The organism is Paenibacillus radicis (ex Xue et al. 2023) (assembly GCF_024722015.1).
Taxonomy (GTDB): Bacteria; Bacillota; Bacilli; order Paenibacillales; family NBRC-103111; genus Paenibacillus_S.
Window position 1 is genome coordinate 473,159 of sequence record NZ_JANQBD010000001.1, and the last position, 23,100, is coordinate 496,258.

Annotated in this window: 17 protein-coding genes; 2 read left to right on the forward strand and 15 right to left on the reverse strand. The window is 45.1% G+C overall.

Features of this window, described 5'->3' with window-relative positions; translation table 11 throughout:
* Positions 1-15 precede the first annotated feature (15 nt).
* From NV381_RS02015 to NV381_RS02025, 3 genes are all read right to left on the reverse strand, one after another.
* A complete protein-coding gene (locus NV381_RS02015) occupies positions 16-1,686 on the reverse strand; it encodes an extracellular solute-binding protein (protein ID WP_258211574.1) in 1,671 nt (556 codons plus the stop codon).
* Between the two features lie 538 nt (positions 1,687-2,224).
* Entirely contained in the window at positions 2,225-3,325 is a 1,101-nt protein-coding gene (locus tag NV381_RS02020; RefSeq protein ID WP_258211575.1) for a response regulator, read from the reverse strand.
* A gap of 13 nt (positions 3,326-3,338) precedes the next feature.
* Positions 3,339-5,141 carry a cache domain-containing sensor histidine kinase gene (locus NV381_RS02025; protein WP_258211576.1) on the reverse strand — a complete coding sequence of 601 codons (1,803 nt, stop codon included), beginning with the start codon at positions 5,139-5,141 and terminating at the stop codon, positions 3,339-3,341.
* A gap of 148 nt (positions 5,142-5,289) precedes the next feature.
* Here NV381_RS02025 and NV381_RS02030 point away from each other — a divergent pair, with 148 nt between their 5' ends.
* Entirely contained in the window at positions 5,290-5,781 is a 492-nt protein-coding gene (locus NV381_RS02030; protein WP_258211577.1) for a hypothetical protein, read from the forward strand.
* Here NV381_RS02030 and NV381_RS02035 read toward each other — a convergent pair.
* The 9 genes from NV381_RS02035 to NV381_RS02075 all read right to left on the reverse strand — a co-directional run bounded on the left by NV381_RS02035 (position 5,723) and on the right by NV381_RS02075 (position 18,562).
* Complete coding sequence (locus NV381_RS02035) at positions 5,723-8,830, reverse strand: efflux RND transporter permease subunit (protein ID WP_258211578.1); 3,108 nt, start codon at positions 8,828-8,830, stop codon at positions 5,723-5,725. The genes NV381_RS02030 and NV381_RS02035 overlap by 59 nt on opposite strands.
* Before the next feature lie 125 nt (positions 8,831-8,955).
* Entirely contained in the window at positions 8,956-9,591 is a 636-nt protein-coding gene (locus tag NV381_RS02040) for a DUF6677 family protein (protein ID WP_258211579.1), read from the reverse strand.
* Between the two features lie 24 nt (positions 9,592-9,615).
* The gene (locus tag NV381_RS02045) at positions 9,616-10,101 is read right to left on the reverse strand and encodes a hypothetical protein (protein ID WP_258211580.1); all 486 of its coding nucleotides are present in this window, start codon (positions 10,099-10,101) and stop codon (positions 9,616-9,618) included.
* Entirely contained in the window at positions 10,088-10,654 is a 567-nt protein-coding gene (locus NV381_RS02050; RefSeq protein WP_258211581.1) for an RNA polymerase sigma factor, read from the reverse strand. Before NV381_RS02050 ends, NV381_RS02045 begins: the two co-directional genes overlap by 14 nt.
* Positions 10,655-12,792: 2,138 nt before the next feature.
* Positions 12,793-13,719 (reverse strand): glycosyl hydrolase, encoded by a 927-nt coding sequence (locus NV381_RS02055; protein WP_258211582.1) that lies wholly within the window; start codon positions 13,717-13,719, stop codon positions 12,793-12,795.
* 219 nt (positions 13,720-13,938) lie between these two features.
* Positions 13,939-15,285: a sulfatase-like hydrolase/transferase gene (locus tag NV381_RS02060; RefSeq protein ID WP_258211583.1), complete on the reverse strand. Its 1,347-nt coding sequence runs from the start codon at positions 15,283-15,285 to the stop codon at positions 13,939-13,941.
* Between the two features lie 82 nt (positions 15,286-15,367).
* Positions 15,368-16,213 (reverse strand): carbohydrate ABC transporter permease, encoded by an 846-nt coding sequence (locus NV381_RS02065; RefSeq protein WP_258211584.1) that lies wholly within the window; start codon positions 16,211-16,213, stop codon positions 15,368-15,370.
* A 13-nt stretch (positions 16,214-16,226) separates the two neighbouring features.
* Positions 16,227-17,120, reverse strand: coding sequence for a carbohydrate ABC transporter permease (locus NV381_RS02070; protein ID WP_258211585.1), 894 nt, complete (start codon positions 17,118-17,120; stop codon positions 16,227-16,229).
* Between the two features lie 113 nt (positions 17,121-17,233).
* Positions 17,234-18,562 (reverse strand): ABC transporter substrate-binding protein, encoded by a 1,329-nt coding sequence (locus NV381_RS02075; RefSeq protein WP_258211586.1) that lies wholly within the window; start codon positions 18,560-18,562, stop codon positions 17,234-17,236.
* A gap of 142 nt (positions 18,563-18,704) precedes the next feature.
* Between NV381_RS02075 and NV381_RS02080 the strand changes: the two genes are divergently transcribed.
* Positions 18,705-18,917 carry a hypothetical protein gene (locus tag NV381_RS02080; protein WP_258211587.1) on the forward strand — a complete coding sequence of 71 codons (213 nt, stop codon included), beginning with the start codon at positions 18,705-18,707 and terminating at the stop codon, positions 18,915-18,917.
* A 218-nt stretch (positions 18,918-19,135) separates the two neighbouring features.
* Here the strand turns inward: NV381_RS02080 and NV381_RS02085 are convergent, their stop codons facing one another.
* From NV381_RS02085 to NV381_RS02095, 3 genes are read right to left on the reverse strand one after another with little or no spacing between them, the layout of a single operon-like run.
* Positions 19,136-20,779 (reverse strand): response regulator, encoded by a 1,644-nt coding sequence (locus NV381_RS02085; RefSeq protein WP_258211588.1) that lies wholly within the window; start codon positions 20,777-20,779, stop codon positions 19,136-19,138.
* A complete protein-coding gene (locus tag NV381_RS02090; protein WP_258211589.1) occupies positions 20,776-22,563 on the reverse strand; it encodes a cache domain-containing sensor histidine kinase in 1,788 nt (595 codons plus the stop codon). The genes NV381_RS02085 and NV381_RS02090 overlap by 4 nt, the downstream gene beginning before the upstream one ends.
* Positions 22,554-23,072: a GNAT family N-acetyltransferase gene (locus NV381_RS02095; RefSeq protein WP_258211590.1), complete on the reverse strand. Its 519-nt coding sequence runs from the start codon at positions 23,070-23,072 to the stop codon at positions 22,554-22,556. Before NV381_RS02095 ends, NV381_RS02090 begins: the two co-directional genes overlap by 10 nt.
* Positions 23,073-23,100 lie beyond the last annotated feature (28 nt).

Here is a 23,100-nt window from a genome sequence, read left to right on the forward strand (position 1 = left end):
TGTGAGGAAGCCGGATTACTTTTTGATTTTCGAATAATTTTCACGCATGATTTTTAAATATTGCTGCAATCCTGCATTGTCCAGTTCCTGAGTGTATTTACCCCAATCCTTTTCAATATCCAGGGAACCCGTAACGAATTTGAGCATAAAATCTTGTACGACTGTCGTAATGTTCTTTTGGATATCGCCGAACTTCGCCAGGTCTTCTTCTTTGAAGAACATATGAGGAACCTGCATTTCCGCCTTGGAAAACGGTTTGTACAGCTCCTTGGTGTTCGCCTGCAGCCTGACTTCCGTTTCCGCTTCCGGTGTGGCAGCCAAGGACATGCGGAAAGCTTCATCCTGGTATCGAGGGGCTGTTTGCGTCCAGCGGTTATTATTTTTTGTGCCGAACGGCATGATCATATGATAAGTAGCCGGTCTTCCGTCTATCCCTTTCATGCCGGCATCCGGCTTTTTCCAACCGACGCCTTCCTGCCCCAGATAATCGCTCCAGCCTTCATTAAGCTTGGCATGCTCATCGAAAAACCAATCGATCCAACGCATGCTCGCTTCCGGATTTTTATTGTTTCTTGTTATAACAAACGCTCCTGCGCTTGGAACATGTCCTCTATCGAACCCGAAGAATTGACCGTTCGGACCCTTTAATACCGGAACGGCAACATAATCCTTATACCGGCCGCTTGGTCCATTATCAATGGTCATGTTGCCCCAATACAGCGCGGTTCCCGCTCCAAGTCTTGAGCCCGCAGGATCTTCGGCCAGGGCAGTCAACGCTTTGCGGTCTTGAATGAATGCATCTGGCTGCAGCAAACCGTCCTGCACGAGCTTCCGTATGTATTTAAGCCCTTCTTTGTAGCCCGGCTTATCAGCTGCAAATTCAACCTGCCCTTTGTCGACCATTAAGTAACTCGTTTTGTCGTAATATATGAAAGACTGCATAATGAAGCTTTCCGGCTCATTATTCGAATTAGTCGTTCCGTTCGCCCCTGACAACGGGATTTCATCTGCCTTCCCATTGCCATTCGGGTCTTTAGTCTTAAATGCCAACAGCACATTATAAAGCTCCTCTGTTGTCGTTGGGATTTGTAAGCCAAGCTTGTCAAGCCAAGGCTTATAAATAAACATCTTCTTGGGCATTGTCGCATGAAATGTTTCCCCTACGTTCGGAATCGAATAGATCTTTCCGTCCGGCGTGTACATATATTGATCAAGCCATGGCGAATTTTTCATCATTTTCTTCACATTAGGCGCATACTTCTCAATCAAATCATTGAGTGGCATAAACAATCCTTGGCTTCCATAAGCGACCAACTGGCTATCCGTAATGCCTGCAGACATGAATACCTCGGGGAGATCCCCTCCGGCCAGCTTCACTTGAAGCTTCTCCGCCGCCGCAGACTTCGGCACAACCTCCCACTCTACATGAACATTTGTTTTGCTTTCATACCATTTCGTAAAATCATTGGTTTCCAGGTTTTCAACGTTTACATCCTGCTGAGTAAATACTTTCAGATTGATCTTTTCATCTGAAATCGGATACGTTCCAACAGGATTAATTTTCGCTCCGTTGTTCTCTTTGGCACCACTGTTAGTGCCATCCTTCGTTCCATTGCAAGCGCTTAAGACCACAGACATACTGAGTACCAAACAAAATGACGATACAAGTAGTTTTTTCCTTTTCATCGGCCATACTCCCTTTTTAAAACTTTATCTTACTGCTCTCTCTATTATTATCAGCCAATGCCGACTAGCTCACAACAAGGCAATAGGATTAAAACCATAGTGATTTTTAGATGATTCCCTGGTTGCAGCCTAGCGATCCCCACGCAATTATCAGGAAATTGTCACGTTATTTTCTCCCAAAAATAGCATTCCAGCCCTATAACTGGAATTTCTCACGCTAATTCTAAGGATTTTGGCTCATCTCATCCCTATCATCTCTATTAGCAGGAGTTTTTCCAGTTAGATTGCTTTCAAACGATATCCAGGCTGGATTAACGGGAGGATTTCCATCTATCGTCTTTCTTTTCGCAGCCGTAAGAGTATCCTAGTCTCCTTTACAATGAAAGAAACTTTGAGCATCTGTTCTCGCTCCATGACTTAAGCAACATTAGAAAGGGTATCCCCACTTTAGTGTGTAAAGTAAAGCACTTAAACTTTCTTATACGTCAAAAAAAATCGGGAGCACACCCGATTCCTGAAGCACTTCTGACGAAAATGTTTATTCCACATTCAACTCAACCAGACGCCTGTACTCTTTGGGGGTCACCCCAAAGTATTCTTTAAACAGCTTGGAGAAATGCTCGCTATTCTCATAACCGACCCGGTTGGCAATTTGGTAAATTTTAAGCTGTTGGTCCAGCAGCATGAGCTTGGCCTGATTCATCCGAACCTCGACCAAATAATTCCATATCGTTATCCCTGTGCTTTGCTTGAACAATACGGTCAAATAAGATCTGCTCATCGGGATCAGGTCCGCAAGCTCCTCCAGATTGATTTTTTCCGCATAATGCTCATCAATATATTGTTTCACGGAACCGACAACCTTAGCGTTCTCTTGAACGGCGCCGCCCTTCACCATCTCGAATAAATCCAATATACCTCTCTCCAAGCGCATGACTGCACTTAGCCGAAAGTAAAATCGGGCATCTTCATGATGCAGAACTAACGATTCAAAGCCCAACTCACTGTCGCTGACAGCTGACATTGTGGGCTGTCCCAGCTTCACCTCCGCTGCCACCATCTGAATCCATGTGTAAGACAGGGCCTCCAACAAATACAAGGCACCTTGACTCCACTCCTCCATACTATTGAGTGTATCTGCCACCAGCAGCGGATATTTGGTGAACTGACGTGTTACAATCAAATCTTTCCAACGGCTCATGAGAGCTTGTGATTCGTGAATCCTCTTGGCCATCACATGATAAGCTCGATCTTTGCGTCGTTGATCAATCTGATGGCATGCATGATCCAGCGATTCGCTCAGAATTTCACGCTCAATCGGCTTTAGAATATAATCGGTGACACCCAGCTGGATAGCTCGTTGAGCATATTGAAAATCGTCATAGCTGGACATAATGATACACTGCATCCAAGGGTATCTTTGCTCAAGCAGCGGAATCATCGTCAATCCATCCATAATGGGCATACGAATGTCCGTTATGCAAATGTCTGCATAATTACTTTCCAGCCACTTGAGCCCCTCAGCCCCATTGGAAGCCTCACCACAAATCTGCATGGTTTCATCGCCCAGTTGCTCTACCTTCGCGATAACGCCCGCACGAATGTGCTGCTCATCGTCGATAACTAATATACGTTTCACAGAATGCTCCCCCTTACTGCTGTTGATCGCTTTTGATATAAGGAAATACAATTTGCACATAAGCCCCGCCCGAACTATTATTACCTATGGTCAGCCCCGCTTCTGCAGAAGTATACAGGGTTGATAAGCGGTATTGGATATTCAGCAGACCTATTCTTTGAAAATTGCTTGACTGGAAATTTTTTCTCTGCAGCTCACCCGTCAGACTGTGCAATCGTTCCTCATCAAATCCTTTTCCATTATCGGATATGATCACTTCGACATGCCGATCCTCCACATTCCGAATAGAAATGGAAAGGTCAATGGATTGACCCGTAGTTTCCAGACCGTGTTTAAGAGCATTTTCGGCCAATGGCTGTAAAATAACCTTTAAGCATTCCGCATCCCGACATGACTCATTCATCTCCAGATTATAAGTAAACTGTCCCCGATAACGAATGCGTATGATATGGAGGTACCGCCGCAAATGCCCAACCTCATCGTTTATGGTAATACCTGCTTGCTTATTGTTGGCAATATATCTGAACATATGGGCAAGTGAGATTGTGATTTCCTCGATGTCCCGATGCTGGATCTGCGAAGCCATTGAGTTAATGATTTCGAGTGTATTGTACAAGAAATGGGCGTCTATCTGGGATTGCAGAGAAAAGAGAACGGATTGCTGCTCTGCAAGCTTCGACTCCGCAAGTCGTTTGATCTGATCCTGCAAATCCTCCAGCATCGTATTATACGATTGCGCCAAATGGGTTATTTCATCCTGGCCCTCCACGGGTACGGGAACGTTAAATTTTCCTAACCCCGTTTGTTTCATCGACTGCTTCATTTTGGTTAGCCTGCGTGTGATCGAGAACGAAGCAAAGACGATCAAAGCTACCGAAAGTAACAAGCAAATAATCGTAGTAGCCAGCATCACATTACGAATCTTAAAAATGCTTTGAGCGATCTCATCGTACTGTAAAATAATGACTGATTTCCAATCCGTATTCGCTACCGGATCATAGATAACGATTTCCTTGGTATCATCCAATACGAAAGCTCCCTCAGCAGAATCCTGGATCCGTTCTGTCATCGCCTGATTGAGCGGAGATAAGAACAGGTCCTTGTTAGGATGCGCTACAATCGTTCCGCTCGAATCCACAATAAGTCCTGTACCGTTGTCGCCCAAATGCATTTCATTCAATATGCTCTGGAGCAGATCCGGACGAATATCAATTTTTACATAAGTGGCCCCTTTAAATCCGAAACGTTTAATGAGTGATACGACCGGAATCGTAATAGGGTTAAGCCTGGAATCCATGTAGCTGTGGCTTTCTTCCACATGATAGCTTATATTTCCCACTACCGGAATTTCCCCAAACCAAGGCTCGTTTCTCATCGAATATCCGATGCGCTGTGCCCATTCAGGAGAAAAGAACGTCTGGTTTTCATTTATATTATAGTGACTAATCGATACAATCTCCGGATGAACATTAGCAAAGGGCTGGAGTTGATCCTTTTGAAGAATGGAATAAGGTACTAGTGACTCCACTTTCTTGTTAATGCTTAGGTTGGTCCATGTAGTCATTTCCTGGCTTGTTCCCAGCGTCATGAGGAATCGCTCATATTCTTGTAAATAACGGCCCAGGTTCAAGTTAGCTTGCTTCAATACAAGCCCGCTCAACCTGACTTCATCCCGTTCGATAACAGTCGTTACTTCCTTATTGACGAATAAACCTATCACTACAGAATTGCATAAAATGATAGCAGCAAATACGGAAACTAACTTCCATTTCAAGCTGGATCTCCAATTCGCTGTCCATCGTTGATATAGCTGCAATACATCTACCTCCCCTGCCAGATGAACAGTTTAAATTATCATCGTTTCTTGGGAGTTTGGCAATAGCCGACCCTGTAAAGACTTGTCCTTTAACCGTTCTCATGAGACAATTAGAAGAAGTCATCGGGGTAGATTTAGGAGGGGTTCTATGGTACATGGTTATCAAGAGAAGCGAGACCTGGAGCGTACGGCGGTAAAAATTTTCATCCAGATCTATAACCAAAACCATGATAAAAAGCTTAGGTTGCTGTACCAGCGGGAGCGCCCGGATGCAGTGCTGCAGGATTCGTACCATAGAAAAATGGGGGTGGAGATCACCCATTTATTTTATGATTCGGAAGAAGCCAAGATGCTGTTAGGCCGTTCCAAGGAAAGCGTCCACAGCCTTGAGGTTATTGAGATGTTAATCGAGGAATTAAACAAAAGGATCCAAACGAAGGAAATCAAAATAGATAAGTACTCCACCACTTACCCTATTGCGCTAATTATTAGAAATGCTTCCCCAGCCTTCGGAATGTCAGATATATTGCGTGCTAAAGAATTGATCTATAAACCTCAAGGAAAGTTCACCCATATATGGTTTATTTCTCGAGATGGAACGGATGAATGGTTGATGAAGGATTTGCATGAGCTTTGCTAGCTGGGGCAAACTTATTTTTAAATACGTAGATAAGCTCGTAAATAATTGGCACGATAACCAGCGTAAGAAGCGTGGAGGTCGTAAGCCCTCCAATAACTACCACAGCCAATCCTTTGGAAATTAACGTCCCTTTGGAAAAACCAAGAGCAAGCGGCATCAAAGCTAAAATAGTCGCTCCTGCCGTCATAATAATCGGCCTCAATCTCGTCATTCCTGCTTCCACCAGCGAATCATGGACTGAGTGCCCCTGCTCTATAAGCTGCTGAACACGATCAATTAGCACAATTGCATTAGTTACGACGATACCGATCAGCATCAAGAATCCTATCATTGATGTTATATTGAGTGATTCCCCAGTAACGAGCAGACCCAACAGACCCCCAATAGCTGCCAGGGGCAGGGAAAATAAGATGGCGAACGGAGCGCTGGCATTGCCGAAGGCAAGCACCATAACCAGGTAGACAATAAAGATGGATGCTGCCATGGCTGCGTACATTTGCGAGAAGCTATTGTCGATATCATCGGCGACCCCCTTCACCTCACGGCCTACACCTGGGGGGAGATCCAGCTTTCCTAGCTCCATTGAAATTTTATTGCTTACGCCGCCTTTATCCTTGCTGTCGATTTTGGCAGTCACCTTCAACACCTGCTTTTGCGCTTCGCGACTTATTACAACCGGTGCATCGATTAGTTTGACCTTGGCAATTTCATTAAGTTGAATAGTTTGGCCCGTCTGTGACTTCATAAGCAGCGTTCCCAGCTTGTCAACGGAATTTTTATACCTCGGTTCCAGCATCACCTTTGTCGCATAGGTTACATTATCGAACTTCAAATCCCCGAGCTTTTCCTCTTTGATCCAGTTATGCACATTTTCCAGTACTCCGGCGGTTGTGAATCCATAAATACCAGCTTTGTTTTCATCAACTGTAACCTCGACTTCCGATTTGGACTTACTAAGACCGTCGGTAATATCATAAAGCTCGGGAAACTCCTTCATCTTCTCTCTGACCATCAACACCGCTTGCTGCAGGTAAAGCTGATCGTCCCCTTGCAGTGAGTAAGAGAAATCGACACCACCGCCGCTGCTCCCCCCGCTTAATAATTTACCTTTTACAGTAGCGCCTTTCGGAAGTAAATTGAGGATCTCAGCTTCATATTTTTTAACCGCTTCATTGGCATTTGCAGTCTTGGCAACCTTGGTAAACATCGAGGTTCTATAAGCCGTTCGTTCACTGCTGAAGCTGTAGCCAACAAGCGCCTCATTGTAGATGAATAAAGGGTTGCCCTCTTGATCCTTGGCCTCTCTGAGCATAGCTTCGATTTCCTTCGATTTGGCATTCATCGTTTCCATCGATGTCTCTCTCGGCATCTCAATTTGATAAAAAATTTGTCCGTCAGACTCGCCCTCCGGCATAAAGTCCTTAGCAAGCTGCGGAACGATTAGTACCATAGATAGAACAAACACGAGACCCGCGATGACCAAAGTTTTGATCCGGTGCTTTAGCGACCCTATCAATGCTCTTTTGTATCGGCTCCCCACCCAGTCAACCTTGGACTCATCATGCTGTGGTATTGCACGGTTGTTCATTACCATAAGCTTCGCCAGCATCGGTATAACCGTCAACGCGACCAAAAGTGAGGACAACAAAGCACAACCTAGCGTAAGCGCAAAGGGGCGAAATACTTCTCCGATCTCCCCGCTGACGAAAGCGATTGGAGCGAAAACCCCGACTGTCGTTATAGTTGAAGAGGTGATAGCTGCGGAAACCTGCTGAGTTGCCAGCTTGATCACGGATTCATTGCGTTCATGAGCTTTTTGTAATTCGCTGTATATGTTTTCAATAACTACGATACTATCATCGACGACACGTCCAACCGCTATAGCTAATCCGCCTAATGTCATAATGTTAAGAGAAATACCGAGCGGATTCATGAACAACAAGGTGATGAGGATCGAAAGCGGAATTGAAACCAATACAATCAAGGTCATTCGCACATTTTTTGAAAACAGGAAAATCATGAGAGAGGCCAACAAGGCACCCAGAATTCCTTCCTGGACCATGCCATGAACCGACTCTTTTATTAAAGTAGCGCCATTCAGAACAATATGAAACTCCACTCCGGGCAGCTTCTGCTCCCATTCTGCGATCATACGGTCTACTGTGTTGGCAAACTCTACTTCATTCGCTCCTTTTGTTTTGTATAAAATTACGCCAATAGCCGGCTGATCATTCACCCTAGCAATGAAGGTTGACTCACTGATCGCTTCTACCTTGGCTAGCTGCTTAAGTAAAAGCGTCCCCCCTTGAGGTAACGATATTTTGAGATTTTCAAGATTATAAAGGGAGTTGAGCTGCCCTCGAACCCGGACCATATGCGTATTTCCATTAAAATCGACCAAGCCTGCGGGTGTTGAAACTAGAGATGCCTGAATTAAGCCAGTAACCTGAGCCAGTGTAAGTCCGTAATTATTAATTGCCCCGGCATCCAATTGGATGGTTAACACACTTTCTTGATTTCCAGCGGAGTCAACATGGTCCATCCCGTTAATGGATTCAAAGCCGGGAAGGATAATATCCTTGTACATCTTATCGAGCTCATTCTGATTCATCCCATCACTTCCATATACGGCCATGTAATATACGGGACTGGAGGCGAAGCCATCCGTAAGCACCTTGGGCTTTTCCGCGCTTTGAGGCAGACGGACATTGGTGACGATGCTTTCCGCTTCTCTTTTGGCATCCTCCACTTTCTTGCCTTGCTCGAACTCCAAAACAATGGTTGAGCTATTGTCCTGCGAAGTGGAGGTCAGGCTCTTCAGTCCTTGCAAGCCTGACACGGCTTTTTCGATCGGCTTGGTGATTTGTTCCATAATATCCTTAGGCGGAGCCGTATATTGGGCGGTGATGTAAACTCGCGTTGATGAAATATCCGGCATCATCTCAACCTTCAGCGTCGTTGCGGCATAACTGCCTCCCCCAAGCAGCAGCAGCATAATGATGAGTATGCCTGCAATGTTTTTCATCGAAAAATCAGTTAACTTGCTCATCCTTTTTACTCCTCCATAACCCTGCTAGTTAATACAGACACACTCATCTTATCTAAAACATCTGAGGATTAAGTGATGGAATCTCTTAATTTATTCTGAAGAATTGCTGTAGATGGACATTGGTTTCACTGTTTTTTACTTTTGCCCAAAAATAAGAAGATACCTATAGCTATCAACACAATGGCGCCTAAGTAGGAGCCCATGAATTCAAACAGCTTGGCAATCCACTGCGGCTTCGTGCTGAAAACGAAGACCAGCATGCCTCCGGCAATGAGCAGCAGCCCGAATTTTTTCGGATTGAATGTTAGGCCCAGCGGCTCGTCAAACCACTGATTCATGTGCTCGAAATCCAGGTGCCCATTATAAAGGAAAGCATTTCTGGCATTGACCTTTTCGGTTGAATGCATAACGTCAAAAAGGCTGTAGAAATAAATAACCGGAAACATCAAACAAAAAAAAGTCTGCACCGGGTTTCCCCCATTTTTATCGCCATCAAACGTTATGATCATGCAGATGTCCAAAACGAGGAGCATCATTACCAGCAGCCCTTTTTGCATCAATCCCAAATACAAGTGTCCGGTACCCGGGATGAAAAATGCTAACAATCCAGCCATCAGCTTGCTTTTATGTGCGTAGGGTATGAAGGGCGGCGGGGTTAACGGGGGGTTCATCTGTTTAAAGCGTTCTTCCATAAACGGATCCGTATCCTGTTCTTCATGCCTTATGTTTGAATGTGGATTATTAGTCAAATGTTCGTCCATAGCTGTTTCCTCCTAAATGTTTATTTATGATAAATGATTAAATAATGCAGCTATTTGATCCAGCAATTTATAGCTGATGGTCATTGATTTCAATACCGTCTCCTGCACACTAAAGCTAAATTGTCCGGCCCACTGATTTACGATCCGATGCAGCGTTCCGGAGGCAATGAAAATGTAAGTACCCATAAATGCAATCATGGCGTGCATAATCTCCGCCCTCCAATTGGTGTAGCTTTTATGCCCTGATGGAGCCTCTGACGAACCCTGATTCGTTACTTGGCCTGCTGCAGAAATCGAATCCATGACACGATCGGTGAAATCGTCGGCGGGCTGCAGGATAGGAAGAATGTCAAGCAGTTCGTTTATCGTCCGTTCCAGCTCAAGCTTCTCCAGGCAAGCTGCACAGCAAGCCAAATGAGCATCCATCCATTGTTGTTCAAGCATCGTACAGTCGTTAGTAAGGTAGCTGATCAGCAGAGCTTGGCTTGGGTGTTTTTTACGAAGACTCATCCCTGTTCACCTCCAACCATTTTTCCTTAAGCATCATTTTTCCACGGTACAGCCGGTTTTCTACTGCTTTAAGCGACAAATTAGTAACCGTGGCGATTTCCTGATACGACATTTGCTTATAGTGATACAAATACAAAATCAAACGGTATTTCTCCGGCATGCTTGAGAGCAAGGATTGTACAAGATGTCTCGTTTCGTTCAGCTCCGCCTGTTCCTCCGGCCCCTCCGATCGTCTCGCAAACCAGCCCTTGACTTTATCCAGCACTGTCTCATTGAGCTTCTGCCCCTTTGACCGCTGGTAGTCCTTCACCAAATTGACAGTCAAACGATACAGCCAAGTTGTAAATTTGGCATTGCCCTGATAGCCGTCCAAAAATCGGTACAGTTTAATAAATGCCTCCTGAGATAAATCCTCCGAGGTTTCGCGATGCTTCAACATCCGGTATATCAATGAGAAAATATAATTTTTATGCCGGTTCACAAGTATTCGATACGCATCCTGATTGCCTTGACGGACTTGTTCGACCAGCTGCTCATCCGTCCATTGCTCCATCGCTTCACCACCCAAATAATTTCCAGAAAACGTGCACACGCAAGCCTAAACTATATAAATAAAGGGCTTCGATTCCACGTGAAGATCAGTTCCTTGCACCAGTTAAGCTTTTGTTCAAACAATTAAGCGATATTGTATTTGTTTTCCTTCTGTTATATAAGACGAGAAACGGCGCTGTCCCCCTCAGAAAATTAAAAAACATTTTTTTCCATCGGATTAAGACGAAGAGATATTCTGGGAAGCATAAAAAGGACCTTCAGTTCAATCCTGACGGTCCTGTTTGTGCAAACTCATACGTGTGCGTGGGAGGGGAATCGGTGTGGGGTTTCGACTGTACTTGAAATCGTGTTCCGTGGATGGGTACGCTTGCAGCGGTGGGAACACGATATGTTCAAACGCATACGTGCTTGGGAGGTAATTCTTCATAGTTAGGCTGCATACCCGTAGATTTACTGGAGGTATCAGGGCGGACGCTCACGCCTCTTCACCCTACACCGATTCCCTCCTTGTTCTACTCTGTGCTGCCTGCCCCTTCTTTCTTACTTTATCCGGTCTTCGATCCGGCATTCATAGCCCTATTCCCCATTTTAATATTCTCTATGTACCTTCAAAGCTAAAGTCGGTGGCGTGTCTTCATCCCCATTAACACTGCCAATCACTCGCTTAGACGGAAGTGAGGTGCGTTATTTCATTGTTTTAACGTTATTTTTCAAGCGAAACGGAACTAGGATCTCTTATTTGTTTAAAATATCGCATTTCTGACTATTAAAGTCGAAATAACGTATCGTAGTTCCGCGACTTCATGAAATGGGATGGGTTTTCAAACAATAGAGGATTGACGTTCCGTTAGTCAGCGGAATTCATGTTAGATGATCCAAAAACATAGCATAGGTGGATGAAAATGTTCATCAGGTTCCCATTCCCACTCCCCCTAAGAGAGAGACCTCACCTATACTGTATATAGCGTTGGCTATCCGTACCGGATCAAAGGCCCGTAGGCTCATCGAAATCTATTGGTTGCCATACGTCGTTCGAGTGCATACCTCAACACTCCATAAATTGGAAATAATGAGTGAGCTTCGCTCGCCCCAAAACATATAAAGCCCGGCACAGAACGCCTTGCGGCATCACTATCTTTTCTCTCTTTTACTGAACGTAATCGCCCTATTTGTCTTGCTTCCCATCGAATTCATGATTCACAGGTAGCTGGATACATCTTCCATCGACTCTTTTAGTCAAGACAAGGCAAAAACGAACAAAGTATAAACACACAAACACCAAAAAACCAGTCTTTCCGGTCTTTCCGGTCTTTCCGGTCTTTCCGGTCTTTCCTCAAGTGAACTGAAAAGGTCTGCGTTTCTTTTAAAAAATAAATTCAAAAAAGCTCAACCTCAAAATCAGCGCTTGCCCCTCCTCCGACCATAATTCCGCATAAATTCCTGCAAACATGCAGTTATTTTCTGAAGAAATTTGCTGTTGAGAGGAAAAAACTGCGAATATACAGCAATTCTCATATAATTCAGCCAGTTTCAATTAAGAATGAGAAAAAAGATGCACATTTGCATGAATTTCAGAATACTACGATAAAACGGCCAAAAGGATGTATGAATGCAGGTTTTTGGTGTAGACAATGGCTTCGAATCGAATGATATCTTGCCCTCTGCCAATTTTGTTCTAAGGTTTTGTTTAGAGTTGGGCAGGAACTGAGCTGGATCTAATAATATCTTGGCTCTGCCATTGCCGTTCTAAGGTCTTGTCTAGAGCTGGGCTGGGTACGGAGCTGGATCTAATAATATCTTGGCTCTGCCATCGACGTTCTCAACCGAAATCGATTAACTCCATCAGCCCCTGATTTGATTTAGTGCCCAATAAAAATGAGCCTCAAGAATCGCTTCCAAGGCTCGTTTCACAGCTAGGGAGACATCTCGGAATCGCCTAATTTCTTTATTTTTCAATAGCATCACTTTTTCAGTGGCCCTCCCTTAAATCAACAGCTATTCAGATGAATCCGGCTTATTAAGTGTTTTTTTCATGGAGCAAATGGCCCCCTATCTCTAACTATCCTCTTGCTCCTCTTGCTCCTCTTGCTCCTCTTGCTCCTCTCGTTTCCCTTACTCCTCTCGGTTCTCTTGCTCCTCTCAGTTCCCTCGATTCAAATCAAGCTCAAAGGACTGATTACGATCACACTGCAATACCCCATCCTTCACTTCCAATCGAGCAACCTGGATAGAGGAACGGCGAGCCGCATAGGTGCGGGACTGATCATTATGATGTACCCGGTCAGGGTGGGTGAAGTAGAAAATGTAGGCATTTTCTCCCCGAACGACTACATCCGCATGCAAACCGATCGTTCGGTCATCTTCACGGGTTCCGGCTTCGCTTAGGATTAATCCGTTGCGCTCCCATTTCTCTCCATCTTGGGAACGGTATACTCCCTGCCCTCTCCACTCGTCGATGATCATCCAGTAGCTTCCCTTATATTCAAACACATTCGGTCCCTCATGGGGATGACTCGTTATGACTGGCCCCACAACACTCCATTCGTACAAATCATGGCTATCCGCCGCATAGGTATGCGACTCATTATCTTCATCCTTGTACCACATCCGAAAGCGTCCGTCAGGAAGCTTGTGGATACAAGCATCGATAACCCGCTCTGAGCTTAGCTTGATCTCAGATTGGAACGTCCACTGCAACAAATCAGGGCTTGTATAATGAAGCATTCGACGCTTATGTCCAGCCCAATCGTAAGGGACCCCTTGTATATAGCTGACATACATGTGATAAGTACCGGCCTCGAATATAATTTCCGGAGCCCAGAATGTATTGCGTCCCCATTCAATGTCCAGCCCGGGCAGAGTCCCCCTGTAAACCCAATTGCGGCCTCCGTCTGACGAAGAAGCGATACCCAGATCAGTTCCGTGAACCCACGCGAACTTGAGGCCCTCCGCTGTCGCTCTGCGATTCGTATAGATCATCCACCATTCTTGGGCTTGATGGTTCCATATAACAACCGGATCGGCCGCCCCATCGTATACAGGATCTCTAAATAATGGTGCATTCATTGGCTACACTCTCCTTGTTAATTCCATAGCCTTCCGTATAATGCCTTGCCATCAGAGTATGTAAGGCTCGATTTGTCCTCATTGTACATTTATCGCCCAAATGTCGGCAAGTATCTAATTCTTCAGCGTTGAAGAAATGATTCTTGCAGTACTTCCAAATCCATCACCAACAAAAAAATCCCCCACCCAGGAATCTCCCAGGTGAAGGACTTTACCGTATCAACTCATAGCTTCCTTTGTTGTTACTCTCCGTTGTCCCCCCGGACGGGAGGGCGCAAGTTCAATAACCGGGGCATTCTCCCCCGTCTCCTGCATGCGCCGGATGAGACGCTGCTTCATCCTATCAGCAGCCTCGCGGTGGGAATCGAGTCCTATGAGATTCGTCAGCTCATAGGGATCGGATTTCAGATCGTACAGGTAAGCCTCCTGGTAACGATCCGACCCGGCATCGGTGAAGCTATTTTTCTCCGGCGCTGTTACGCCATACTTCCATCGCTTCGTCCTGACCGCACGGCCTACCTGCGATTCGCTGATCTGCACGAACACATCTTCCGGCCAAGGCGACTTGTCCACGGTTAGCAGTGATCGTCCCTGCATATCCGCAGGCACTGGAATTCCCGCCGCATCCAGCAAAGTCGGCGGCAAATCAATCAAGCTCACGAGCTCCTGCAACTGGCGGCCTCCCCAAAAGCCGGGACCTGTTATCGCGCTCGGCACACGAATGGAAGCATCATGGCCTGAACGTTTATATTCTTCGTTCCTCGTCTTGAAGTGGCAGCCATGGTCGGAGGTGAACAGAATGATTGTGTTCTCATCCAATTCGAGTGACTTCAACGCATCCATCAATCTTCCCAATGCTTCATCCAGTCTCTTCACCATACCGTAATATCCTGCTATATGCTGATGAACGGTTCCTCCAAGCGCAGCTAGATCAGGAGGAAGCCAAGCACCGGTATATCTTTCCCTATATCCGTCAGGTGCAGGGTAATCGTCCAGATGATTCTGATGATGCGGCTCCAAATAAGAAAGGAACAAATAAAAAGGATTTTCCTTTTGCCCGTCGATATACCGGATCGCAGCATCTGTAATTGCATCCACACGGTATCCCGGGAGCTTAACAGGCTCATTATCATTGTTATACATGACCGTACGATACGAGTCAGAAGTAAATTCCAATACATCGGATGCCAGCCAATACTGGTATCCCCCGCGTTTGCCCTCCGGTACAGGCTCTACTCCCGCCAAATGCCATTTGCCTATATATCCGGTGCGGTAGCCCTCCTCGTTGAAATAATGCGCTAACGTCTTCGACTCTTCCGGAAGCGGTATCCCATTGACAAAGCAGCCCGTTGTCGTTGCATACTTCCCTGTTTGCAAGCAGGATCTTGCGGGTCCGCATACCGGCTGGCATGTAAAAGAGTGAGTGATATGCGTTCCGCCAAGCGCCATCCTCTCAAAGTTAGGCATTAATTGCATCGGATTGCCATGCAGGCTGGAGGTGTCCCAGCGCTGCTGATCCGTAAAAAATACAATCACATTTGGGCGTTTCTGCTGTTGATTTTCCATAATCTGATGTTGCTCCTCTCGTAATCATTTTTCTATAATCGTTTTACTATAGCCACTCCATCGTTCTTTTACAACAGTTCTTTTATTCCTTAACTCCTCCAGCCGTCAGCCCCTCCACCATGTACCGCTGCAAAAACATAAAAGCAATTAATAAAGGAAGAGTTGCCGTAACCGCAGCAGCAGTCGCACCGGACCAATTGTACGAATATTCGCCTAGGAAGGTAAGCGATAGTCCCGGGCTTAACGTCCTTTTATCAATGTCGCTAACTAAAGTCAGGCCGAATAAAAAGTCATCCCAGGCGATAAGAAACGTATAGATAGCAACAGCCATAATACCCGGCTTCGCCAAAGGGACAATGATCATAAAGAGCGTCTTGAAGCGAGAGGCTCCGTCGATCTCCGCTGCCTCCTCAAGCTCCTTGGAGATGCCGTTGAAAAACGTCCTCATCAGCATGATGCAGAAGGGAAGCGCCGTCATGGTCGAAGCCAATACAAGTACGAATAAGGTGTTCAATAAGTGCAGCGCTTGATATTGGGAATACAAACCGATCACAAGGGTGACTGTCGGAAACATCTGGGCGGATAAAAAGATCAGAGTGATCAAATTGCTTCCCCGAAACCGAAACCTCGATAAAGCATACCCTGCGAAAATCGCAACAAAGATGCATAATATTGTCGCTCCCAATGCAACAATGAACGTATTTTTGTAAAACGTCAGAAATACAGAAGAGCGAAGAATCTCCATATAACTGGTTAATTGAATTTGCACCGGTATCCATTTGGGTGGAAGCTGCATCAAATCACTGTTATTTTGTACAGAGGTCACAACAATCCAATAGATAGGGAACAAGAAGAAGAACAGCAGGAAGAGAAGCAAGGCGTAGGTTAATCCTTCTCTTTTGAACAATAGATGTTTAACCGGATTCATTGTGCAGCTCCCCCTAGTATTCCGTGTTTCTATTCATAAAACGGGTATAAATGATCGAAAAGGTGAACAGCAGGACAAGCCATATTACACCGATGGCGGAACCTTTTCCCAGCTCATACCTGGAAAATGCCGTCTCATAAGTGAGGATAGCTAATGAAGAAGTGGCTCCCGCAGGCCCTCCTCCTGTCAAAGTAAAGAATAAAGTAAACATTTGGAAATTATTAACAATCATAATTAATGAAACACTAGTAATAACCGGCTTCAGCAGCGGAAGCGTCACATGGTGAAACAGCTTCCAGCCGCCTGCTCCATCAATTCTCGCCGCTTCATACAAGCTTGCGGAGATACTCTGTAAACCAGCCAGCAGCATAACAGCAACCAAAGGCATTTGTCGGAATACAGCCACTATTGTGATGGAGGTCAGTGCCCAATCCATGCTCCGCAGCCAGTTAATATTTTCATGAATAATTCCGAGCTTCATAAGGCTATAATTCAAAACCCCATAGTCGGACTGATAAATCCACATAAATATTAATGCGGTTACGATTGTAGGTATAGCCCACGGAATCATAACGATACTGCGGAAAAAAGCTCGCATGCGAATATTTCTATTCAACAGCAGCGCCATAACAAGACCTAGCAGCAAATCAGAAGTAACGGCACTAACAACATAAGTCAATGTAATCTGAAGAGAATGATAAAATTCAGGGGATTTTAGAATCGTCAAATAATTCGCGAAATCATTCCATTTAGGATCACTGTTAAGTAAGGAATAGTCCGTAAAGCTCATATAAATGGATTTAACAAGGGGACTAATAATCGTCAAACCCAAAAGAAGAATTGCAGGTAATAGCAATAAAAAAGCAAAGAAAAGGTTGCGCTGTTCACGAGTCAGCCTAGCGTTCAAGTTCCTCACCCCGTCTGTCGGATAGTGTAATGCCTTCATATGAATAATGAAAGGGACAGCAGACTGTCACTGTCCCTTCGATTACAATGTTCACTTGTTGTCTCGAAAGACGGTTACTTGTAAAGATCTTTGATTTTAGATATAACCGTAGTAATGGCTTCCTCAGGGCTCTTATTCCCTTCCGTTACAAGAACAATCATATCGGATGATTCCTTCATCGCGTTATCGAATTTAGGATTTGCAGCTGGAAGCGGCGAAGCTGTTTTCATCTGTTCGTTAAATACTTTGGCATAATCATCCTCGTTCATTTCAGGCAATGCGGCAATCGATTTACGCGAAGACATGATGCCATTCGTTTTATGATAGATCAGCATAGCGTCCTTCGAAACAAGGTACTTAACCAACTCAGCCGCCGCTGCTTTCTGCTTACCGGTTTTTGTAATAATCAATTGATGCTCGGTGAATACCGTTTCACTGCGCCCTGTCTTACCGACTGGTACAATGGATACTCCCCATTCTTTATCAAAAGTTTCACCTTTACCGCTCATCGTGCGGAAGCTGCTGCGGCCGAAATCGCCGTCAATCAGAATTCCAAGTGTACCATTGGCGAACATGCCGCGAAGATCCTTCATAGCCGCACCTTTGGGAGACACCTTGTTATTGATCATGTCTTTGTAATAAGCCAGCGTATCCTTCAATGCCGAGCCTTGGTCATACACGACGGCCCCTTTATCATCAACAAACTTGCCGCCGTAGGAAAGCGCCGTTCTTAGCAGCATGTTGCCTGTATAAGATTCTGTCGAGGAGTTCTCACCAATTCCATAAATCGGATTGCCCTTCTCATCCTTGCCCAGAGCTGCGATTTTCTTCGCATAGCTGATCAACTCATCGTAGGTTTTAGGCGGTTTCTCAGGGTCTAAGCCGGCTTTCTTAAATAATGTTTTATTCCAAAACAACGCATTCGGATGGGGTGCCCAAGGCATCGCCATCACTTTACCGCTGTATGTAACTCCTGCCCTGCTTCCCGCTACAATGTCATCAACAAACTCTTTGCCGAGTGCTTCTTCAAGCGGTTCTGTAATATTCGCTCCAGCGAAAGCAGCCGTAAAATTCTGATTCGCCATTGTTACATCCGGTGGTGTACCTCCCGCAGAATTTACGAGGACCTGATCCTTAAATTGTGCAAAAGGAATCCCAAGCGACTTGACCTTAATCGTAGGATGCTTCTGTTCGAAATCGGCAATCAGCTTCGCGTACGCATCCTTGGTTGCATCCTCAACGGAAATCCAGTTTGCGAAGGTAATCTCAACCGGTTTACCGTCTTTATTGCCCCCGGCATCTTTAGCCGGTGCCGTAGTATTCCCGCCTGTGCTGCAAGCTGTCATCGTTGCCATCAAACTTACGGCTGCAGCCCCCATAATAATCTTGTTCTTTCTTTTCATATAACAACCCGCCTTTTCTTATCGTATTATCGACAATTAGGTTTGCCCTTGCTTTTATTATAAGATCAATGAAAAACTATTTTTGGTCATTTGTTCAGATATTTTGGTCATTTATTCGTAAGTGTACGCTTTGGAGGGATGGGTGTGGGAACACGCCGGTACTGCATCCACGGAAGTGAAGGGCAATGCGGAAGTAATTGTTCCTTTATCATATGAAAAGTCCAAAAATCAGAGTGATACGGGAACAGCCAGTTCCGTTATTGCTCTGTTTTTGTGCATAAATGCTCCATTCGGCCAACATAACGGAACTCCCGCTTCCGCTATAGCCCCAGATTGGCGGCGGCAGATGGAATAACGGAACTCTCCGTTCCGTACAAAATCCCCCAGGGCTCATCGCCGCTATTCCTATAAAAATCCCCCTTGAACATGGGGTGCATTAATAACAAAACAACGGGTTCCATCACGGCCCCCGCTGCTGCTTGAATCGACGCTTTATCCTTTTAACCGCCTCCCGGATTGCTTGAATCGACGCTTATTCTTCTAACCGCCTCCCGGATTGCTTGAATTAACGCTTTATCCTTTTAACCGTCCGCCGGACTGCTTGAATTCCATCGGTGTCATTCCGGTCACCTTCTTGAACACCTTGGTGAAATAGCTTCCGTCCGGATAACCTACCTGCTCAGCCATAGCCCCCATCTTGACTTCCCCTGCCAAAATAAGCTCCTTCGCCTTTTCAATGCGGACCTGAGTCAGAAAGTCATTAAAGCTGGTGCCGGTTTCCTTCTTAAATAACTCGCTTAAATACGTCTTATTCAGATGGACCAGCTCGGCCACATACTGGAGGGAAATCTCCTCAGAAAATGAAGCATAAATATAATCGCAGGTTTTACGAATCGCTTCACTATATCCTTGGCGGGATGTACCTGCTTCTTCCAATAGCTTCCCAATCCGCAGCAGTATCCATTCCTTAACTTCATGGAAGGAAGACAGCTGACTAATTTCCTGTTGAGGCAAGCCGGTATCAAATGCCGCCTGTGCTTCGTTCATACCTTGACTAAGCTTGCGTCTTAAGTTTTGCAGCAGCAGAAACACCGATTCCAGACAAAACATTTTCAACTCTTGCTCAGGAATATGCTTTTGACGTCCCATGTCCTCCATAAAAGCTTGTATGTACCGCCTTGCCAGCTCATAATCGCCTCTATCTAAATAATGCGACCATTCCGAGAGTGCAGCATTTAATTCCTTGTTATCCTTTTTGGTCGGCCTCTCTTCCACATCTTCATACCAAACAACACTTCTTCTTCCATAAAACTGCTTCTTACTCAGCGCTTCATAGGCTTCTGAATATTGTCTGCCCAGCAGTGAAAGATCATTATAGGTAAGGCTGATGCCAATAGAGACCGGCACTCCTATAAAATCATACAAATGATTGGATATCCGGTGAGCATATCGAAGCGTAGCTTCCCGTGCTGATTTCCCGCCGTGCCCCGGCGTATTCACCAGCACCACATATACTCCTTGCTCGAACAACAAGCTGCAGCCGCCATTAGCTTCATTCTGCAAGGTTTCATCCATAATGTTGACCATCGCCATATCCAGAAGCTCTTTAGTTTTAATTCTGGCAGTCTTGAGCGTGTTCCGGTAATCGTCAATACAGACGGCCATTAGTGTAATATGCCTTTTATCCAATGCAATTTTGAAGACGCCCATCTTATTATCAAATTCTTGAATAGCTGTCGGCACACCTCTTAGCAGCTCGGTGAAATATAAAGCACGCAGAGCATTTTGATTTTCATTCAACGTGCTTTTTAAAGTGTCAACCTCCTGAACTCGCTTTTTTTCGGTATCGATATCACCCATTACTTTTAGAACAGCTTCCTTCAAGCTTTCCACAGTGACCTCGGCTTTCAAAATATACTCACTCGCACCAGCCTTCAATGCTTCCGATGCATAGTGAAATTCTCCATAAGCACTCAGAATCAATACTCGTATAGCAGGAAACTCGGATTTTAGATGCTGAATCAACTCGATTCCATCCATAACCGGCATTTTTATGTCCGTTATGATAAGATCTATCCGAGAAGCCCGGCACAGCTCCAAAGCTTCTTTGCCATTTCCACAAGAGCCTGCAATTTGCAGCGGCAATCCCGTTTTGAGCAGCAGAATATGAAACCATTTCCGAATTTGCACCTCATCGTCTACTACAACAACATTCATAAGGATGTCAGCTCCTCAGCCTTTACAAATTTGGGAAGCTTAAGGGTAACCTTGGTGCCCTCCCCTTCCTGCGAAAATACCCTCAATCCATACTCCTCGCCAAAATGAAGCACTATCCGATGGTTTACGTTACGCAGCCCCATCCCGCTCCCCATAGAGAGTATGGCTTCTGTAAGATCCGCTGCTCCTTCGGTTTTCAGCTTCGTAATGCCAACCCCGTTGTCTGTGATTTCAAACATCAAGTTCTCCTGCTCCTCCCAGCCCTTCACACTTATACAGCCGTTCCCTTCTTTGGGCTCAATTCCATGAAAAATAGCATTTTCCACAATAGGCTGCAAAAGAAGCTTCAAGGTTTGAGCATGGGTAATCCCCTCGTCGATTTGGAATTCGACTTCCAGCTTTCCATCCTGCCTTGCTTTTTGAATGTAGACATAATTTTTGAGGTTTTCGATTTCCTCGCCCACAGAGATATATTCATTCTCATCCGTTAACGTTCTCTTGAGCAGCTTCACAAGTGCTACAATAACCGAATCTACCTTCTCAGCCGTTTGAGTCAGTAGCATATAACGGATGGAGGCTAATGTATTATATAAAAAATGAGTATTAATTTGTGATTGGAGAGCCTGCAGCTCGCTTCTGCGCTTCATTTCCTGCTCCACTACAACCCTGTCGCGCAGCTGCTCGATTCTCGATACCATTCGATTGAACTTGCGCCCCAGCTCCCCTATCTCATCGCTTCCGAGCACATCTGTCCGTTCCGTCAAGTCTCCCATTTCTACCTTTTGCATGCTTCTATATAAACGTTTTATCGGAACCGAAAGCCGGTTTGCAATGAAATAAGAGACAAGAATGGAAAGAAACAGAACAATTACAAACACGATGACAATCAATAGCTGCGCTCTATAAATATTCGCAAACAGCTTATCAAAAGGCGTATAGGCAATGATCGACCAGCCTGTGTGTTTAACATTATGATAGGTGACCAGCATTTTTGTGCCATCAATCTCATCCTTAAAGCTTCCGCGCTCTCCATTCGTAGCTTGCTTATAATATTTGGTGTCCTTTATGTTCTGGTGCAGCAAAGACTTTTGAGTGGTTGAAATAATCGTTCCTTTCGCATCTACCAGCATAAGCTGGTCGTAATCCTTCATGGCCTCGGCATACTGCTGGAATAAAAAGCTCTCATTAACATTGATCATAAGCAGACCTAGCGGTACACCGCTCTCAAAATCCTTCAGTACCCGGACAGCCGAAACAAAATGCTCTTCATTTACCGTTGGAACCAGCTTGGGAGAAGGATCTGACACCCAGATGATCCCGCCGTATTGCCGGAATGCCTCCTGATACCAATCCTCCTTCTTCAATTCATCTATCCCGACCCGTCCATCATAGAACGTATGCAGTTCAAAGGCGTTTAACCCCAGAATGGAGGTATAGTATTCCAGCCAAGTGTAAGCGTATTTAAAATTGATGATCATTTTGGTCAAAAATTCTTTTTTTGCTCGCTCCTCATAGGTTCTTGTACCTGAAGGCTGCATCAAAATTTTACGTAAATCCTCATTGGAAAAGTAAATATTCGATATAGCCGTAAGGTCGGAGGCCATAATATCCAGTTTCTCAGAGATAAGCCCCAACGTTTTGAGATTGGAGGTAATAGTCTGCTCTTCAATAGTTTGCTTGGATATAGTTAGGGATACATATCCAAACACTCCTAGAGGAATGACAATCAAGCACAGAAAAGAGATCAGCATTTTTTGTTGAAGGCTGCTCTTTTTTATAAACATTTCACATTCCATTCCGAAGCCAGCAGCCCCATAAAATAAGTATCATAGTATTGCCCATCGCTGAAAGCATGCTTTCTTAGTTGACCCTCTATAATAAAGCCTATTTTTTTATATAAGCCTACGGCTTGTTCATTAATGGCTCTAGTCGTTAAATAAATTTTATTTAAACGGAGCTGGTTGAATCCAATTTCAACCATTTGCTGCATGGCCGGCAATCCGTAGCCCTGTCCTCGACCTTCGGGCGACAGTAAAATACCGATACTCGCTCTGCCATGCTCATATTCGATATTTTGCAGAAAGATCCAGCCAATCAGCTTGTGTTCTTCGTTCTCTATTGCAAGCACCAAATCGCCGTTGTTACGCTTTTTCTCGACATGCTTAACCGTCTGCTCGTACGTCATCGGCGCTCGGCCAACCATCGCTATGGAAACCGGATCATTCAACCATCGGTGCAGCTCCCTAATATCCTCATTCTCAAACGCTCGAAGAATTACTTGGCTTTGATCCATGTTCAATCCGTCCTTTGCCGTCATTATC

What these genes read in the sequence shown, in the direction of transcription:
- NV381_RS02015 (WP_258211574.1), bottom strand. Translation starts at nt 1,686, where the DNA reads ATGAAAAGGAAAAAACTACTTGTATCGTCATTTTGTTTGGTACTCAGT.
- NV381_RS02030 (WP_258211577.1), top strand. Translation starts at nt 5,290, where the DNA reads ATGGTACATGGTTATCAAGAGAAGCGAGACCTGGAGCGTACGGCGGTA.
- NV381_RS02035 (WP_258211578.1), bottom strand. Translation starts at nt 8,830, where the DNA reads ATGAGCAAGTTAACTGATTTTTCGATGAAAAACATTGCAGGCATACTC.
- NV381_RS02040 (WP_258211579.1), bottom strand. Translation starts at nt 9,591, where the DNA reads ATGGACGAACATTTGACTAATAATCCACATTCAAACATAAGGCATGAA.
- NV381_RS02045 (WP_258211580.1), bottom strand. Translation starts at nt 10,101, where the DNA reads ATGAGTCTTCGTAAAAAACACCCAAGCCAAGCTCTGCTGATCAGCTAC.
- NV381_RS02050 (WP_258211581.1), bottom strand. Translation starts at nt 10,654, where the DNA reads ATGGAGCAATGGACGGATGAGCAGCTGGTCGAACAAGTCCGTCAAGGC.
- NV381_RS02055 (WP_258211582.1), bottom strand. Translation starts at nt 13,719, where the DNA reads ATGAATGCACCATTATTTAGAGATCCTGTATACGATGGGGCGGCCGAT.
- NV381_RS02060 (WP_258211583.1), bottom strand. Translation starts at nt 15,285, where the DNA reads ATGGAAAATCAACAGCAGAAACGCCCAAATGTGATTGTATTTTTTACG.
- NV381_RS02065 (WP_258211584.1), bottom strand. Translation starts at nt 16,213, where the DNA reads ATGAATCCGGTTAAACATCTATTGTTCAAAAGAGAAGGATTAACCTAC.
- NV381_RS02075 (WP_258211586.1), bottom strand. Translation starts at nt 18,562, where the DNA reads ATGAAAAGAAAGAACAAGATTATTATGGGGGCTGCAGCCGTAAGTTTG.
- NV381_RS02085 (WP_258211588.1), bottom strand. Translation starts at nt 20,779, where the DNA reads ATGAATGTTGTTGTAGTAGACGATGAGGTGCAAATTCGGAAATGGTTT.
- NV381_RS02090 (WP_258211589.1), bottom strand. Translation starts at nt 22,563, where the DNA reads ATGTTTATAAAAAAGAGCAGCCTTCAACAAAAAATGCTGATCTCTTTT.
- NV381_RS02095 (WP_258211590.1), bottom strand. Translation starts at nt 23,072, where the DNA reads ATGGATCAAAGCCAAGTAATTCTTCGAGCGTTTGAGAATGAGGATATT.